Genomic DNA, 14909 nt, shown 5'->3' with positions numbered 1-14909 from the left:
CCGGCGGACACCCGCCGGCCCCACTGTGTCACTTCGAGAACGCCTGGAACTCGGCGATCCTTACCTGGCTCCGGGCCGGGCTGGCGGTCGCGCAGTCCGTCGTCGTGGCCGGGTCGTCGTCCTGCTCTCCCGCGTAGTGCGGGCCGCCGCTGCACTGGCTCGCCAGCACCTCGAGGCGCAGGTGGGTGGCGCGGGTGGTGGGTACCGCGAACGTCCGTAGGTTGATGTCGCGGCTGTACGCCCGGTACGCCCCGCCGGGGAACGCGTCCCCCGCGCTGGTGTAGATACGCTGCCAACGCGTCGGGTCCGCGCAGTCGGTGGTCGTCGCGTTGCAGGCGGACACCGCGAACGAGCGCAGGGCACTGAGCGCGTTCTGGGCGCCGGTGTCGGCGTCGCCGGTGATCGCCGGGCGCAGCATCGCGCTGACGTTCACCCGCTTGACCGTCTGTGGGGCGTCGCCCGGCAGCGCCACTGTGAGCTGCCGGCCGGCGACCCCGTCCAGGGACGCCCAGTTCGTCGCCTCGGTGTCGTCGACGACCCGGTCCAGGTTGACCCCGTCGCCGGTGACTGTGGCACCGGACGCGGCGGAGGCGAGGTTGCGGCTCAACCGCAGGTCGACGTACCCGTCCTGACCGGGCTTGGCCACCACGCTGAGCCGCTGGTGCCCGAACCCGGGGGCCACGGCGAGCAGGTCGTACGTGCCGGCCACCATCTCCACGGTGTCCGGGATCGGCGTCGCCGGGTCGGTGTCGGCCACCGGCACGGCCCGCGCCTCGTACGCCCCCACGTACACCCGGATCGGCGCTTCGGCGCTGTCCCCGCGCGGACGCAGGGTGAGCGTCGCGTTGCCACCGCGCGGCGAGGCGAAACTCGGTGTCGGGTCGGTGTCGCCGGCGCCGTTGGTGGCCGCGTCCCGGCCCATCCCGGAGCGCGCGAACTCGGCCCAGATCAGGTCCTGGTTCGCGCCGCCGAAGCGGAGCAGGTCGGCGGTGAGCATGTTGTCGCGCATGTCGAGCATGCTGACCTGGCTGGCGGCCTGGAGCAGGAACGAGTCGAAGACCAACTGGGACCAGCGCCGGTTACCCGGGCATTGATCTGCCGCGACAGTGCCCAGCGCGCAGTCGAGCTGCCGTTGCGGGGTGCCGAGGCCGTACCGCTTCACCAGGGCGGAGCGGACCCGGAAGTTGGTGGCGCCCCAGATCTCCCCGTCGGCGTGCACTGCCGGGCCGGCGGTGTTGTAGCCGATGTCGGAGTAGTTGAGCGGGCTGCGGCTCAGGTCGTAGTTGCGGATGCCGCTGACCAGGTTGCCGGTGACGTAGCCGCCGGTGATGAAGGGCGTCTCGCCGGGTGCGCGCAGCCCGTGCTGGAAGAGGTACTCGGCGGCGAGCAGGTCGCCCCAGGACTCACCCATCGCGCCACCCTGGTGGCCGCTGATCCCGCTGTCCGGGCCGGCGATCATCCGGTTGGTGATCGCGTGGGTGTACTCGTGACCGATCACCGTCATGTCGTAGTCGCCGTCCACGCACGGCGGGTACGGCCCGCCGGCCTGCGGCTGCCAGAGGTACATGTTGGTGGTCGGCGGCAGCCCGTCGCGCGGCGTGCCCTGGTTGGCGTTGTTCCGGTTGCCGGTCAACGCGCCCTGCTGGGCGCGGCCCTGCTCGGCGTCACCGCCCAGGCCCGACGGGGTGAGGTTGACCGCCTGGAGGTTCCACGCCGACTCGGTGAAGCCCAGCTGGTACGACCAGTCGTGCATCCGGTTGTGCATGGCGAAGAGGTTGGCGATCGACGCGTCCGCGTCGTTGCGCTGCGCGGAGGTGAACACCCCCGGGTTGCACCGGGCCTGGTGCCACTGGTCGGTGAACTGGTACTCGTAGCGCCGTTCCGGGCTGGTGGGCGCCGGCACGACCGGGGTGCTCGCACCCCAGGACAACACGGTGTTGGCCGAGTTGCCGCGCGAGGTGAAGGTCGGCGTGCCGGTGGCCGCGTCGACGTCCCACGGTTGGCCGGTGGCCGGATCGCGGAAGGCGGCCTGGCAGCCGGGGGTCGGGTCGCCGCACCAGCGCACCCGGGGGTCCTGCCCGGGGCCGAGGTCGCGGGGCGGGGTGGCCGGGAAGACCGCCCAGCTCGGGTTGTCGGAGTCGAAGTCGACGAGATCCTCGCGGACCAGCACCTGCCCGGTGCTGCCGTCCACGTAGCTGGTGAACGCGGCCGGGTGCTCGGTGTCCGCGCCGATCATGGTCACCTCGTAGGCGGCCCGTGGCCCGTCCAGCGGGGTGGGCACGGCCACCGACCGGATGGTGTGGCTGGCCACCGCGTCGGCGGTCAGCTTGGCGTCGGCGAGCGCGGCGGCGTACGCCTGCTCGGCGGTGCGGGTGGCCGCCGCCGGCGTGCCGGTGTTGCGGGCCAGCGAGGAGCTGACCGAGAGCACCGCGCCGTCGGCGACCGCGAGGGTGACGAGACCGTCCGGCCCGGCGGGCAGGTCGCCGAAGCGTTGCCGGAGGGTGACCACTGTGCCGCTGCCGATCGGCCGGACCAGCACCCGTTCCATGCTGGCCACCGTGGCGGCGTCCATGCCGAACAGGTGGTGGTTGGCGGCCAGGTAGGCGCGGGCGGCGGCCTCCGGGTCGGCGGGCAACCCGCTGGCCAGCGGGGTACGGCCGGGGCCGAGCGCCTGCGGGGTGCCGAGCCGGTTCCACCGGACGTCGGGGTCGACGGCGCGAGCCAGGCCGCGTTGGCGGGCGTCGGGTGCCGCCGTACCGGTGCGGTTGTCGGCGTCGGCGGGCGCGTGTCCCTCGGCGAACGGCCCGGACCGGCGTTCGGCGGACGCCGGGCTGCCGGTGGGGGCCGCGGTGCTCACGCCGGTGGGGAGCAGCGCGGCGACCGTCGCCGTCGTCGCCAGGATGGCGATGAGCCGGCGTCGACGCCGGCTCATCGGGGGTGACCACTCCGGTTGTGGCACGGGACCTCCTCGTGGGAGCGAGATGGTCGGCCAGTCGCCGACCACAGATGCGCGGTGACGCATGCGCATCTGTGGATATCAGTCTCCCGAGGTCACGGCAAGGTCCCGAGCCGCTGTCGCATCAACAGATCGAAATTCGCTCAGTCGCTCGGCGCCCAGTCGGGGTCGCGCCCGAACGCGGCCAGCAGGTGGTCCTGCTCGTCGGCGTCGTCGGGCACCCGTACGCCGGTGTGGACCAGGTTGTTGCGCCGGTAGGCGTCGATCTGACCGGCGAACCACTGGGCGGCGGCGTGCACCGCGTCCGGGTCGAGCCGTGGCTGTGCGCCGATCGCCACCGCCACGTCCCAGCCGTGCACGAGGTGCTCGGCGAGGAGTTGCTGGAGGTACTCGGTGGCCGGGGTGTCGCCGGCGGAGAGGTGCACTGTGCGATCGACGGCGCCGGGGTGGGTGGCGGCGATCTCGGCCTGCGCGGCGGCCTCCCGGGCCGTCGCGATCGGGTCGGCGCCGAGTTGGTCGCCGTCGAGCCGGTCGCCGACCTCGTCGATGGTCCGGCCGGCGAGCAGCGGAACGCTCCACCGGTCCTCGGTCACCACGTGGTTGACAAGCGTCCGGACGTCCCAGTCCGAGCAGGGTGTCGGGTCGGACCACTGGCCGGGCTCGATCTGATCCACCCGGTCGATGAATTCGGCCAGGCTCCGGCGGTACGCCTCCAGGAGGTCCATGCTGCCGATTGTTCCGGTCGATGGGGCGGACTGAGCCCGTTTTGCCGGGCCTGGTGTGGTGGATCGGTGCTGGTTGCCCAGCTCAGTCCAGGTCGGCCGGGTCCAGGCCGAGCTCTCGGGAGGTGACCAGCCGGACCCACTCGCCGAACTGGCGGCGGGAGATCACCCGGTCGTGCACGGCGAGTTGGACGGCGAGGCCGTCCATCACCGCGCTGATCCGCCAGGCGGCCCCGTCGGCGTCGGCGCACTGGAAGGTGCCGTCGGCCACCCCGGCGGTGATCACCGCGGCCAGGTCCTGCCGCCAGCGCAGGTCGAGCCGCCGGGAGACCTTCTCCAACTCGGGGGTACGCAGCGACTCGGACCAGCCGTCGATCCACATGGACCAGGAGGTCGCCCGCCCGGCCGGGGTGTAGAGCTTGAGGATCCGGCGGAGCTTGGTCAGCGGTGCGGCCGAGGAGCGGGTCACCGCGTCGAGTCGGGCCAGATCCTGCTCGACCGCGTACGCGAAGGCCTGCGCGAGCAGCCGCTCCTTGGTGGCGAAGTGGTAGAAAACCAACGCCTGACTCACGCCCGCGGCATTCGCCACGTCCGCTGTCCGGGTGTTGGCCAGACCGCGCTCCACGATCACGTCGCAGGCGGTGCGCAGCAGGGCATCCAGGCGGATCTCGGCCGCACGTCTCGTCACGACCGTTACCGTAGCCCATCCGACTGAACACGAACAGTTACCACCACGCGCCGATCCGCGCGGTGACAGTCGGAAGCCGGACACTTCTTTCGGGTGTCGTCGGTCGTTCCACGGAGAGTGTTCATCGAGGTCCGCTGCCCGGTGTCGGGTAACGGAGACGTCGATGGTCGGGCATGCGACGCGATGATGACGATCGTTGCCGAGGCGTGTCGGAGTGTGACAGTCCGTGCTGGATCCCGGTGCCGGGTCAGCCCCCTAGGAAGCCGGCCGAAAGTGACTCCGCTCCAGCCCCGGCCACCCCTGACGCGCCGAGGCGACCCCGAGTTGGCAGTCAAACACCCACTCGGCTAAAGTTCTCATCCGTCACCCGGGAACGTCCGGGGGCGTGCGGACGTAGCGCAGCTGGTAGCGCATCACCTTGCCAAGGTGAGGGTCGCGGGTTCGAATCCCGTCGTCCGCTCGGAGCTGCCGCCACGTATGACGGGGGCAACCTCGGTGGGGTGGCCGAGAGGCGAGGCAACGGCCTGCAAAGCCGTGTACGCGGGTTCAAATCCCGTCCCCACCTCGGCAACAAGCACGGGCGATTGGCGCAGTGGGAGCGCGCTTCCTTGACACGGAAGAGGTCACTGGTTCAAACCCAGTATCGCCCACCAGAGGAGAACGGCTCGTCACCGGAAGACCCGGTGACGAGCCGTTTCGCTTGTGGCGCCACGTCATCAGTCGACGCTGAGCCGGTAGCCGATGCCGCGCACGGTGTGCACGCGCAGAGCGTCGTCGACGGCGTGCAGTTTGCGACGTAACCGCTTTACTGCCGAGTGCAGGATCGACGTGTCGCCGAGGAACGCGCAGCCCCAGACCGATTCGAAGAGCCGCTGGTACGTCCAGACTCCGACCGGCGCGGTGGCGAGTTGGGTGAGCAGGTTGCGCTCGAGTCGGGTCAGGGCCAGCGGTTCTCCGCGCCACGTCACCCGATGGTCGAGCGGGTCGATGGTGAGGTCACCGAGGTTGATCTGGCCGGCCGCTGGAGCGGTTGGAGCGGGGGCCGGAGCGGGGGCGGACGACGTGGTGGGGGCGGGGAGCCGCGCCGGCCCGCTGATGACCGGTCCGCCGATCATCGCCTGCAACTCCGCGAGGTCGGTGCAGATCACCAGGGTGCCGAGTCCGTCCAGGCGCCGCACCATCCGCTCGCGCACCGACACGTCGGCGGTCACGCAGAACACGAGGGACACTTCGTCGATCACTGTCGTACCTCCCCAGGCGCCAGTAAAAGACAACGCTGTCTGAACCCCGTAGTCAATGGTTTCCGGCGGGCGGCCACCCCGTGATCCACTCGGGCTCGCCGGGTCGCTCGTTTGCTTTCAGAAGGTCAACAGGCGGAACTCGCCCACCGGTCGGAAGCCGAGGCCGTGGTAGACCGACTCGCCGACGGCCGACGAGGTGAGGGCGGCGACACGGGCACCCCGCTCGGCAGCCAGGTCGAGCGCCGCCCTGGTCATGGCCGCGCCGATGCCCCTGCGACGCTGCTCCGGCTGGGTGCCGACGAAGTAGAGGGTGGCCAGACCATGGCTGATCCAGGCGACGGCCGTCGCGACGATCCGACCGTCGTCGAGGCGACCGGCCAGCCGGAGCACAGTGCCGTCGCCGGCGAACGCCTTTTCCCGTTCGATCGTCGCCGCCACACCGTCCGCCGGGATTCCGGACACCCGGGCGTAGGCCGGGACGAACGCGGCGAGGTCGGTGGTCTCGGTGATCTGCACGCCGCCGGGGGTCGGCACCTCGGCCACCGCCCCGATCTCCACGGTCATGATCGGCATGCGGGCGACCTGCACCGCGCCGAGGGAGACCAGACCGTCCGCGGTGCCGGCGTCGCTGTCCGGGCCGACCCACCAGATCCGGGGTACGCCGTGCAGGCGCTTCCGAGCCTCGGCGAGCGCGTCCGGCGGTGTGCGCCCGACCACCCGCAGCACGCCGTTGAGGGGTGCGTGCGGGACGTCACTGCGGTAGGTCGGAAGGTCCGGACCCCCGGCGACACCGATGTTCCAACCGAGCAGGTACGCCCGGTGCGCGGCCAGCACCGTGTCGAGAGGCTCCATGATCTGGATCGTAACGTGGGGGGTCGGCATGCCTTCGGCCAGCGGAAACGGCTCGGATCGGTGGCTGTGACCGGCGGTACTTTGTCGATCGTTCCAGATAGCGGATAGCGTTCAGTCATGGCCCGCACCCGTGAGTTCGACCTCGACGCCGCGGTCGACGCTGCCATGGACGTGTTCCGGAGCAAGGGCTACGAGGGCACCTCCATGCGGGACCTCTCCGAGGCGACCGGCCTGGGCAGCGGCTCGATCTACGCGGCGTTCGGCAGCAAGGACGGCCTCTACCTGGCGGTGCTCGACCTGTACCGGCAGCGCTACGCCACACCGATGGTCGATCTGCTGCGCTCGGGCAACGACGCGCGGGCGGTCATCCGTGAGGTGTTCATCGGCACGGTGGACGACATCACCGGCGACGGCCGGCACCTTTCCTGCCTCATCGTCGGGGCGTCGATGGAACGGGCGCACCAGGACGTGCGGGTCGCCGAGCGGCTTCGCTCGACCACCCAGACCCTGGAGTTGGCGCTCTACGACCTGCTCGCCGAGGCGCAGCTGCGGGGTCGGATCACCACCGACCGCAGCGCCACCGACCTGGCCGGCTTCCTGGTGACCAGCCTCCAGGGCCTGCGGGTGATGGGTGCCATCAATCCGGACCGGGCGGCGCTGACGCGTTACGCCGAGGTCGCGCTCACCTGCCTTGACTGACCGCCGGACACGGTGGGGCGGCCGGTCACCCGAATGAGGAGTCGAGCATGAGAGCTGTCGGACTGCTGCGCTACGGCGGGCCCGAGGTGCTGCGGGTGGTGGACCTTCCGACGCCGCACGCCGGCCCCGGCGAGGTCCGCATCCGGGTACGGGCCGCGGCGGTCAACCCCGCGGACACCCTGATCCGGGCCGGTATGACGCCGGTGCGACTGCGCGGCAGTGACCCGCTGCTGCCCGGCCAGGACATCGCCGGCACCATCGACGAGGTGGGTTCCGGCACCAGTGGCGCACTCGCCCCGGGTGACCCGGTGATGGCCATGGTCAACCCGACCCGGGCGGCCGGCGGCGGGTACGCCGAATGGGTAGTGCTCCCGGAGGCATGGGTGGTGCCCGCTCCGGCGGGCGTGTCACTCGCCGAGGCGGCCACACTGCCGTTGAACGGGTTGACCGCCCTGCATGCCCTGGACCAGTTGCGGCTGCCGCCCGGCAGCACCCTCGCGGTGACCGGCGCGGCCGGTGCCGTCGGCGGGTACGCGGTACAGCTCGCCAAGGCCGACGGTCACCGGGTGTTGGCCGACGCGGCGCCGGGTGACGTCGACCTGGTCGCCGCGCTCGGTGCCGACGTGACGGTGACCCGAGGCCCAGGTGTCGCCGACCGTTTCCGGAAGCATGCACCGGGCGGGGTGGACGCCGCTGTCGACACCGCGCTGCTTGGTGGTGCGTTGCTGCCCGCGGTCCGCGAGGGTGGTGCCGTGGCGCTGCTGCGCGGCGGACCCGATCCGGTGCTGCGGGCACAGGCCGACCAGCGGAGGGTCGAGATGGTCTCCGCGTACGTGCACGAGTACGACGGGCGCCGCGACAAGCTCGACCTGCTTCGGCGACTCGCCGAGGAGGGTGCGCTGACGCTGCGGGTCGCCGGCCGGTTCCCGCCGCAGGAGGCGGCCCGCGCGCATCAGCTCCTGGAAGCCGGAGGGGTGCGCGGCCGGTTGGTCATCGAGTTCTGATTCCGCCGCCGGCAGCGGCGGACCACGATGGTCCACTCACCGGCGGCGGCGACGCCTACCCGTCGTCTGCTGCGGTGCGGGGTCACGGGTGCGAGAGGCCGGCCGCCTTCGCCGAGGCGGCCGGCCCGGGATCACCGTGATCTGGTGGCTCCGCCAACTGTGGAGCTGGCCGGGTCACAGCGGCGGGGCGATGTCCCGCCGCTCCTCTACCTGGCGGTACTCCACCGGCTGCTCGGTGGTGGTGACGACCTGGCGGCGGCGACCCCAGATCAGCGTGGTCATGATCAGGCCGAGCACGCCGGCGCCCATCAGGATCCAGCCGACCACGTCGAGGTTGATGCCGCCGACGCTCGCGTCCAGTGCGAAGGTGAGGATCGCGCCGAGCGCGATCAGGAAGATGCTGGTGCCGATACCCACGACAGCCTCCTTAAGGGGGTGTGGTGCGCTGTCGAGCCCTTCAGTACCCCGGGCGGGACCAGCGCAACCGCGACCGGCCAGGGTGCCGTTCCAAGCGATCTTGGCATCGGGTAGAGTTCACCTGTCGCCGGCGCTTGCCGGGGACGTGCGGACGTAGCGCAGCTGGTAGCGCATCACCTTGCCAAGGTGAGGGTCGCGGGTTCGAATCCCGTCGTCCGCTCGCGATGCGCCCCACGGGGCCGCCACGGGCGATTGGCGCAGTGGGAGCGCGCTTCCTTGACACGGAAGAGGTCACTGGTTCAAACCCAGTATCGCCCACCATCCATACGAGCGGATCAGATGACCCGTTACCGGATCTCCGGTAACGGGTCTCGTCGTTTCTGCTTCCCGCACGGCAGACCGTCGGTCACTCGCCGGCGCCGAGTACCTCGCTCAGCCGGTCGCGTCGCCGCAGCGCCGACTCGACAGGTACGACAGTGGCGGCCGTCGCCAGCAGCGCCACGCTCACCAGGCCCAGCAGCCACCACGGCAGGATCGCCGTCGGGTCGGCGGCCTGGCCGGTGAGCAGCCGCAGGTCGAGCGGGCCGAGCGTCAGGCGTGCGAGCAGGGCCCCTAGTAGCGGGCCGTACACCGCGGTGACCACTACCGGCGGCAGCAGTTCTCCGGCGGCGACCCAGCGGGCGTCGCGTGGCCGCAGGCCGAGGGTCCGCAGCCGGGTCAGGGTCTGCCACCGCTGCGACGCACCCGCGGCGGCGGCGAGCGCGAGGCCGAGCAACCCCAGCGCCAGCAGCACCGCGGCGGCCGTCCACGCCAGCCGTACCAGCCCTGCCGTCAGTGGAGCCACCCGCTGGGCCCGCAGGACGTCCGCACGCAGCACGACGTCGGAGGCGACTCCGGTGTTCGACACGGCCCGCGCCGCACCGGGGCCGGTGACCCAGACGGTATTCGGAACGGCGGGCAGCCCGGCGTCGGCGAGGGCCGCGGCGTCCACGATGACGACGTCGTTGGCGCCGCCGACGGAGGGAGCGGTACCGACCGCGGCGAGACGGATCGCCGGGGCGTCGTCCCGGGGTAGCTGCAACCGCGTGCCGGTGCGCAGTTCGCCGTCGCTCGATCGGACCAGCGCGGGGACGTCCCCGGCGCCGGGACCGGGTGCCGTGAGCCGGGCCAGCGCCGGCGCGTCGGGCAGCGGAGTGCTGGCCAGCAGGCGCTGGAACGCGGCGGTGTCCACGATGACCAGGCGTGGGGTGAGCAGTGTCGACTCGGTGAAGACGCGTGCCGAGTCGGTCACCTGCGCGACGACGACCTGCCCCACCCCGGGTGCGGCGGCGATGCGCTCGGCGAGTGCGGGCGTGGCGGCGGCGGCGTCGGCCCCGACGTCGAGGCGGGCGTCGGCGCCGACGGTGCTCCACGCGCCGTCGGTCAGGCCCCGGGTGACGGTGGCGCCGAGGATGAGCGCGAACGACGCGAGTGCCGTGGTGCTGACCAGAACCAGCAGCGGTAGCGCGCGCCCGGCCGTTGTGGCCGCCTGGGCGGCACTGAACACGGCCAGCGGGCGGCGCGAGCGCAGGGCCTGTCGGAGCGCCAACCGTGCCCCGATGGGCAGTAGCCGGAGCAGGACGAGCGCGCCGACGAGCGCGCCCAGAGCGAGGGCGCTGATCGGCAGGATGAGGTCACCGGTCAGCTCGCCGGTGTCGCCGCCGGAGGCGAGGGGCAGGAGGCCGCGCTGGTGCAGTGTGACGAAGGCGGCGACCGCGGCGATCAGGACGGCAGCCTCCAGTGCGGCGCGGCGCAACTGGGCGGTGGACCGGATCCAGCGCCGAGCGGCCGGGTTGGCGGGTTGGCGCCGGTCCCGGCTGGCGCGGGCGGCGGCGAGGGTGCCGAACGCCGGCCCGGCGACGGCACCGGCCAGAACCACGGGGACGGCCCAGGTCCAGGAGAGGCCCGGAGCGGCCGCGCGGGCGAGCGCGAGCCCGACGGCGGCGGCCGACACCGACACCACTGTGGACTCGATGATCAGTTCCGCACCGATGTCGGGTAGCGCCGCCCCACGCTGCCGGGCGGCGCTGAGCACCGGGTTGCGGCGGCGGACCAGCAGGTCGGCGGCGAGCAGCAGGACCAGCACCGTGGCGGTCAGTACCCCGGCGAGCAGGACGGCGGCCTGTGTGGAAGCGGCGCTGTTTCGGGCACGGGCGTCGCGCAGGACGGTGTCGAGCTGCGATTCCCACTTCAGGGACTGGTCGCGGTCGCTTGACGAGCCGGAGGTCGCCTTGAGCTTGACCACCTGGCTGGCGAGCGCCGCGGCGGCGTCCCAGGTGAGCGCGTCGGGAACGGGGGCGAAGTAGATGGTGCGCCGCAGCTGATCCTCGTCGATGGCGAGCCGGGCGTCCGGTAGCGACTCGCGCGACAGCAGGCCGGCGAACCGGGTGGTCCCCACGCCGTCGGCGCCGAGCACGGGGCGCAGTAGCGCCGGGGCGAGCCGCCAGGCCGGGTCGGCGCTGTCCGTGGGTCGGTAGATCCCGCTGATCCGGACGTCCTTGTCGCGACCCTTGCCGTCCTTGACCGGAATTCGATCACCCGGTCCGAGGTCGAGTGCGGCGGCGTCCGCCTCGGAGAGGCCGACCTGCACCGGCCAGGGCGGTCCGTCGTAGGGGATTTCGACGTACTGGTCGGAGACGGCGGGGCCGGGTGGGCTGCCGGCGATCCAGGTCACGTCCGGGCCACCGCCGTCGCCGGCCAGGTAGGTGAACTGGAAGGTACGTGGGGCGCTGCCGCCGGTGATGTCGAGGATCGGGCCGTTGGCAGTGGCGAGGGGCGGGAGCAGCGCGGCATCCAGATCGGGCCCGAGCGCGGATGTCGCCCGGGCGCGGAAGTTGTCGAGGGCATCGGCGAGGCTGGGCATCCGGACCCGCCCGCCGGTCGGCCCGTCGTCGCGTTCCCAGTTGGCGTTTACGAGAACGTTCGAGTCGCTGCCGGCGCGGCGGACAGTGTCCTGGACGGCGTTGTCGGCGGCGGCGCGGAGCAGCGGCGGCGCGGCCCCGGCGAGCAGCGCGACGGCCGCGATGACGGCGGCGGTGAGCAGCAGCGGTCCGGCGTCGGTACGGCCACGGCCACGGATGCTGGGCCAGTGAAGCGCCGGCCGTCGGCGGCTCAGCCACCGGTTCACGGGGCCACCCGCAGGTGCGCGGCGTCGGCCCGGCGGACCTGGACGGTGACCACGACGGCGACCACGAGCATGCATCCGGCCAGCAGTACGGCGAGCAGTGCGGCCTCGGCTGGCCACGGCCAGTGTGGCTGGGTGGCCGGGACGGGCGCGGCACCGGTTTCGGAGCGCACGAGCAGGGGAGCGACGACGCGGGTGGCTAGCGCGCCGACGGCCGCGCCCGCCGCGAGTAGCGGCAGCAGAACGCCGGCGTGCTGGCCGAGCAGCACGGCCCGGATGCCGCGCCGGGACATTCCTAGGCCGCGCAGCCGCGTCACCTCGACCGCGCGGACCTGGAGATCACAGGTGACGTGCAGGACGACGCCGGCGAGCAGCAGCAGGGCCGCGGCCGGGACGATGAGGCGGAGCGCGGCCGGCAGCCCGGCGAGCAGGGGGCCGCCGGTGAGGCGGGCGGTCTCCGCCTCGCGGGTCGCGACGGCACCCAGGTGCAATGCGGTGGCCCGCTCGGCGGCACCGGGGTCGGCCGGGTGGCCGACCCACCAGGCGTCGACCGGGAACGTCAGGTCGCCGGTGACGGCACGTGCGCGCGACAGCGTGTCCAGGTCGGCCAGGACGGCGACGGCGCCGGGGGCGGACGGAACGGTCGGCACGACCTCGGTGACCACGACCGGGACGGGCGTGATGCCGACGGTGACGCTGAGCTGGCTGCCGCTCTCGGCACCGACCTCGCTGGCAAAGCGGGCGGAGACGGCGACGGGCACCGGGCCGGGGTCCGGGAAGGCGGTGGCGACGAGGGTCCGTGCGGCGTCCTCGGCGCCACCGAGGTCGACGGTCGCGGCCATCCGCAACGTGGTTCCCGTCGGCGTGGCGGCGGACACCGTGACGGTCGGGTCGCGCAACCTGCTCGGGACCGGCGGCGCGGACGTGGCGGTCCAATCCGATCCGTCGGTGGGACTTCCCGCCGACGCGGCGGGCGGCACTGTGAGTGTGACGGCTACGGCGACGGGTCCGCCGACCGCGTCGGTGGTGACCGGCAGGGCGACCGCGACGAGGCGCAGCCCGTCAGCGGTCGCGCAGGCGGGCAGCCGAAACTCCTGGCCGTCGAGCGGTACGGCGGGACCGGTGCAGGACGTGCGTAGGCCGGTGGCGTCCTGCAGCATCAGCCGGGGCGTCACGGCGAGCGGGGTGTCACCGGCGGCGGTCCCACTCAGGACGAGCGAGGCGCCAGCCGGAACGGCGAGGCCGGTGACCCGGGTGCGTGGTGCCAGCGTGGTGCCCACGTCCGCCCATCCGCTGTCGTTGTCCAGCCGCCCGCGCAGCAGCGCGTCGGCCCGGGTGGTGTCGACGGCGACCAGGCGCGGCGCGTCGCCGGCGCTGCCGAGCCACTGACCGACGGCGGTACCTCGGTCGAGGGCCGGACTCACGGCCCCCGCGGTGGCCGCGCTGACGATCGCGCCGTCTCCGGCCACCGGCGCCGTGCTGAGGGTGAGGGCCAGGTCAGTGCCGACGGCGAGCGCGGCCTGGTCGCGCTGCGACTGGTGCCACGTGTCGTCGAAGGCGAGGCCGAAGGTTCCGGCCGCGCAGGCCAGCCCGACGAGCAGCCCGGCGGCGACCGCTTGTGGCCGGCGGGCGGCCTCGGAGACCGCCAGCGGGAGCGCCAGCCCGCGGGCGCGGTACGCCAGCCGGTCGGCGCCGCGAAGGGCGGGAAGTACCACCCGGAGGGCCAGAGCGGCGCCTGCGGTGAGCAGCAGCGCCGGCGCGAGCACTCGGACCGCGTCGGCGCGTGGGCTGGCGGCGGTGGGCTGCGCGTACAGCTGCCACCATCCGGCGGCGGCGAATACCGCGAGCATCAGATCGGCGCCGGATCGGGCCAGCAGTTCGCGGCGGGTGCGCTGGTCGCCGGCTGCCGGGACGGGCCGGATCGCCAGGACGATGAGCACAGCGGCGAGTACCACCGCGCCGACGGCGACCGCGAGGACCTGGGCGCCGGTGACGGCCGGCCGGACGGTCAGGCCGGCGCCGTCCAGCGGCGGCAGGTGGGTCAGGCCGGCGTGCAGGGCCGACGAGGCCGGTATCGCGAGCGCGGTGGCGACGGCGGCGACGAGTCCGGCCTCGAGTGTCGCGGTGGCGGCGAGTTGTCGACGGCTGGCGCCCAGGGCGGACCGCAGGGCGGTCTCGTCGGCGCGTATGCCAGTGGTCAGACGGCCGGCGAGGACGAGTGCCGTCGCGGCCAGGACACCGCCGAGGACGGCGACGGCGAGTACGACCGCGGCGGTGACGTGCCGTTGGTCGTCGGCGGCCCGCAGGGTCAGTGGCAGTTCGGAGGCCACACGTGCGAGCCGGACGCGGTCGCCGAGGGTGCCCGCCAGCCGGCCGTCGGCACTGTCGACGGCCGCGGCCACGGTATCCAGGTCGTGGCGGTTGCTGTGGGACAGGTCCGGACGGGCGGTGACCTCCAGCCGGTCGACTGTGGCACCGGTGGTGAACAGGTCGGCGAGGTCGACGAGGAATGGACCGTAGGCGTTGACCGGCTGCTGGAAGCGGCCGTCCCGGTAGCCGGTGGCGGAACCGGCCGCGGCCAGCGGGTCGCGGTCCCAGCCGCGCCCCGGCAGCGGGCGTATCACTCCGACGACCACCACGTCGATGGCCGGGACGGGCGCGTGGGCCAGTTCGGCGCCGAGGCGTACCCGGCTGCCGGGGGTGAGGCCGAGCAGTTGTGCGGTGGACTCCAGCAGCACCGCGTCGCCAGGGTGCTGTGGCCAGCGCCCGGTGACCAGCTCGCCTCGGGTCGGCAGGTCGTCCAGTCCCGACAGGTACGCCTGGGCTCCGACTGTGGTGCCCGTGGCGAGCGCGGGCGGCAGGGCCCGCAGCACCGTCGACGCCCGCGCGGTCGTCGTCACCGGGAACGGTGCGAGCGTGGAGGCCACCACGGTGCGGGTGTCGGCGGCGACGGACGGAGTGTCCCGGCCCTCGACGGTGCCGGTGTAGACGGTCACGTCGACGGCGGCGGGGGCGGCGCGGGCCATGGCGACCTCCAGCGCCCGCTCGGCGGTGCGGGTGATCAGCAGGGTGCAGGTACCCAGCACCGTCGCGCCGATCGTGACGACCCCGAGGAGGGCTGCCAGCAACGGCCACTGCGCGCGAGCGCGTCGGCTGACCAGCCTCAT

10 protein-coding genes and 5 tRNA genes are annotated in these 14909 nt (G+C 73.2%); 7 read left to right on the top strand and 8 right to left on the bottom strand.

Annotated features, from left to right (window positions below; translation table 11 throughout):
* Window positions 1–28: 28 nt before the first annotated feature.
* The 3 genes from AB0C19_RS10465 to AB0C19_RS10455 all read right to left on the bottom strand — a co-directional run bounded on the left by AB0C19_RS10465 (window position 29) and on the right by AB0C19_RS10455 (window position 4366).
* Window positions 29–2959: a M36 family metallopeptidase gene (locus tag AB0C19_RS10465; RefSeq protein ID WP_357182496.1), complete on the bottom strand. Its 2931-nt coding sequence runs from the start codon at window positions 2957–2959 to the stop codon at window positions 29–31.
* A 140-nt stretch (window positions 2960–3099) separates the two neighbouring features.
* Complete coding sequence (locus AB0C19_RS10460; protein WP_357182493.1) at window positions 3100–3681, bottom strand: TIGR03086 family metal-binding protein; 582 nt, start codon at window positions 3679–3681, stop codon at window positions 3100–3102.
* A gap of 82 nt (window positions 3682–3763) precedes the next feature.
* Window positions 3764–4366, bottom strand: coding sequence for a TetR/AcrR family transcriptional regulator (locus AB0C19_RS10455; RefSeq protein ID WP_357182490.1), 603 nt, complete (start codon window positions 4364–4366; stop codon window positions 3764–3766).
* Window positions 4367–4753: 387 nt separating this feature from the next.
* Between AB0C19_RS10455 and AB0C19_RS10450 the strand changes: the two genes are divergently transcribed.
* The 3 genes from AB0C19_RS10450 to AB0C19_RS10440 all read left to right on the top strand — a co-directional run bounded on the left by AB0C19_RS10450 (window position 4754) and on the right by AB0C19_RS10440 (window position 5019).
* Window positions 4754–4826 (top strand) — tRNA-Gly (locus AB0C19_RS10450).
* 34 nt (window positions 4827–4860) lie between these two features.
* Window positions 4861–4931 (top strand) — tRNA-Cys (locus AB0C19_RS10445).
* A 13-nt stretch (window positions 4932–4944) separates the two neighbouring features.
* Window positions 4945–5019, top strand: a tRNA-Val gene (locus tag AB0C19_RS10440).
* 63 nt (window positions 5020–5082) lie between these two features.
* Here AB0C19_RS10440 and AB0C19_RS10435 read toward each other — a convergent pair.
* Together AB0C19_RS10435 and AB0C19_RS10430 are read right to left on the bottom strand one after the other, a co-directional pair.
* Window positions 5083–5565, bottom strand: a complete 483-nt coding sequence (locus tag AB0C19_RS10435) for a winged helix-turn-helix domain-containing protein (RefSeq protein WP_357183128.1) — start codon at window positions 5563–5565, stop codon at window positions 5083–5085.
* Window positions 5566–5724: 159 nt separating this feature from the next.
* Window positions 5725–6459, bottom strand: a complete 735-nt coding sequence (locus AB0C19_RS10430; RefSeq protein ID WP_357182486.1) for a GNAT family N-acetyltransferase — start codon at window positions 6457–6459, stop codon at window positions 5725–5727.
* A 117-nt stretch (window positions 6460–6576) separates the two neighbouring features.
* Between AB0C19_RS10430 and AB0C19_RS10425 the strand changes: the two genes are divergently transcribed.
* A complete protein-coding gene (locus AB0C19_RS10425; RefSeq protein WP_357182483.1) occupies window positions 6577–7158 on the top strand; it encodes a helix-turn-helix domain-containing protein in 582 nt (193 codons plus the stop codon).
* A 47-nt stretch (window positions 7159–7205) separates the two neighbouring features.
* A complete protein-coding gene (locus AB0C19_RS10420; protein ID WP_357182480.1) occupies window positions 7206–8162 on the top strand; it encodes an NADP-dependent oxidoreductase in 957 nt (318 codons plus the stop codon).
* A gap of 174 nt (window positions 8163–8336) precedes the next feature.
* On the opposite strand, the gene AB0C19_RS10415 is transcribed toward AB0C19_RS10420, so the two are convergent.
* The gene (locus tag AB0C19_RS10415) at window positions 8337–8579 is read right to left on the bottom strand and encodes a DUF6458 family protein (RefSeq protein WP_091400768.1); all 243 of its coding nucleotides are present in this window, start codon (window positions 8577–8579) and stop codon (window positions 8337–8339) included.
* Between the two features lie 147 nt (window positions 8580–8726).
* On the opposite strand from AB0C19_RS10415, the gene AB0C19_RS10410 reads away from it, so the two are divergent.
* A tRNA-Gly gene (locus AB0C19_RS10410) sits at window positions 8727–8799 on the top strand.
* Between the two features lie 26 nt (window positions 8800–8825).
* A tRNA-Val gene (locus AB0C19_RS10405) sits at window positions 8826–8900 on the top strand.
* A gap of 85 nt (window positions 8901–8985) precedes the next feature.
* Here the strand turns inward: AB0C19_RS10405 and AB0C19_RS10400 are convergent.
* Entirely contained in the window at window positions 8986–11745 is a 2760-nt protein-coding gene (locus AB0C19_RS10400) for an FtsX-like permease family protein (RefSeq protein WP_357182476.1), read from the bottom strand.
* Window positions 11742–14909, bottom strand: a complete 3168-nt coding sequence (locus AB0C19_RS10395) for a permease (protein ID WP_357182473.1) — start codon at window positions 14907–14909, stop codon at window positions 11742–11744. The genes AB0C19_RS10400 and AB0C19_RS10395 overlap by 4 nt, the downstream gene beginning before the upstream one ends.

Source organism: Micromonospora sp. NPDC048842, assembly GCF_040649935.1.
GTDB lineage: Bacteria > Actinomycetota > Actinomycetes > Mycobacteriales > Micromonosporaceae > Micromonospora > Micromonospora hortensis.
Note: the sequence above shows the minus strand (reverse complement) of the source record. Positions and strands in the feature narration are given on the sequence as shown.

Coding starts and splice junctions, on each gene's coding strand:
- AB0C19_RS10420 (WP_357182480.1), top strand. CDS start 7,206: ATGAGAGCTGTCGGACTGCTGCGCTACGGCGGGCCCGAGGTGCTGCGG.
- AB0C19_RS10395 (WP_357182473.1), bottom strand. CDS start 14,909: ATGAGGCTGGTCAGCCGACGCGCTCGCGCGCAGTGGCCGTTGCTGGCA.
- AB0C19_RS10425 (WP_357182483.1), top strand. CDS start 6,577: ATGGCCCGCACCCGTGAGTTCGACCTCGACGCCGCGGTCGACGCTGCC.
- AB0C19_RS10430 (WP_357182486.1), bottom strand. CDS start 6,459: ATGGAGCCTCTCGACACGGTGCTGGCCGCGCACCGGGCGTACCTGCTC.
- AB0C19_RS10460 (WP_357182493.1), bottom strand. CDS start 3,681: ATGGACCTCCTGGAGGCGTACCGCCGGAGCCTGGCCGAATTCATCGAC.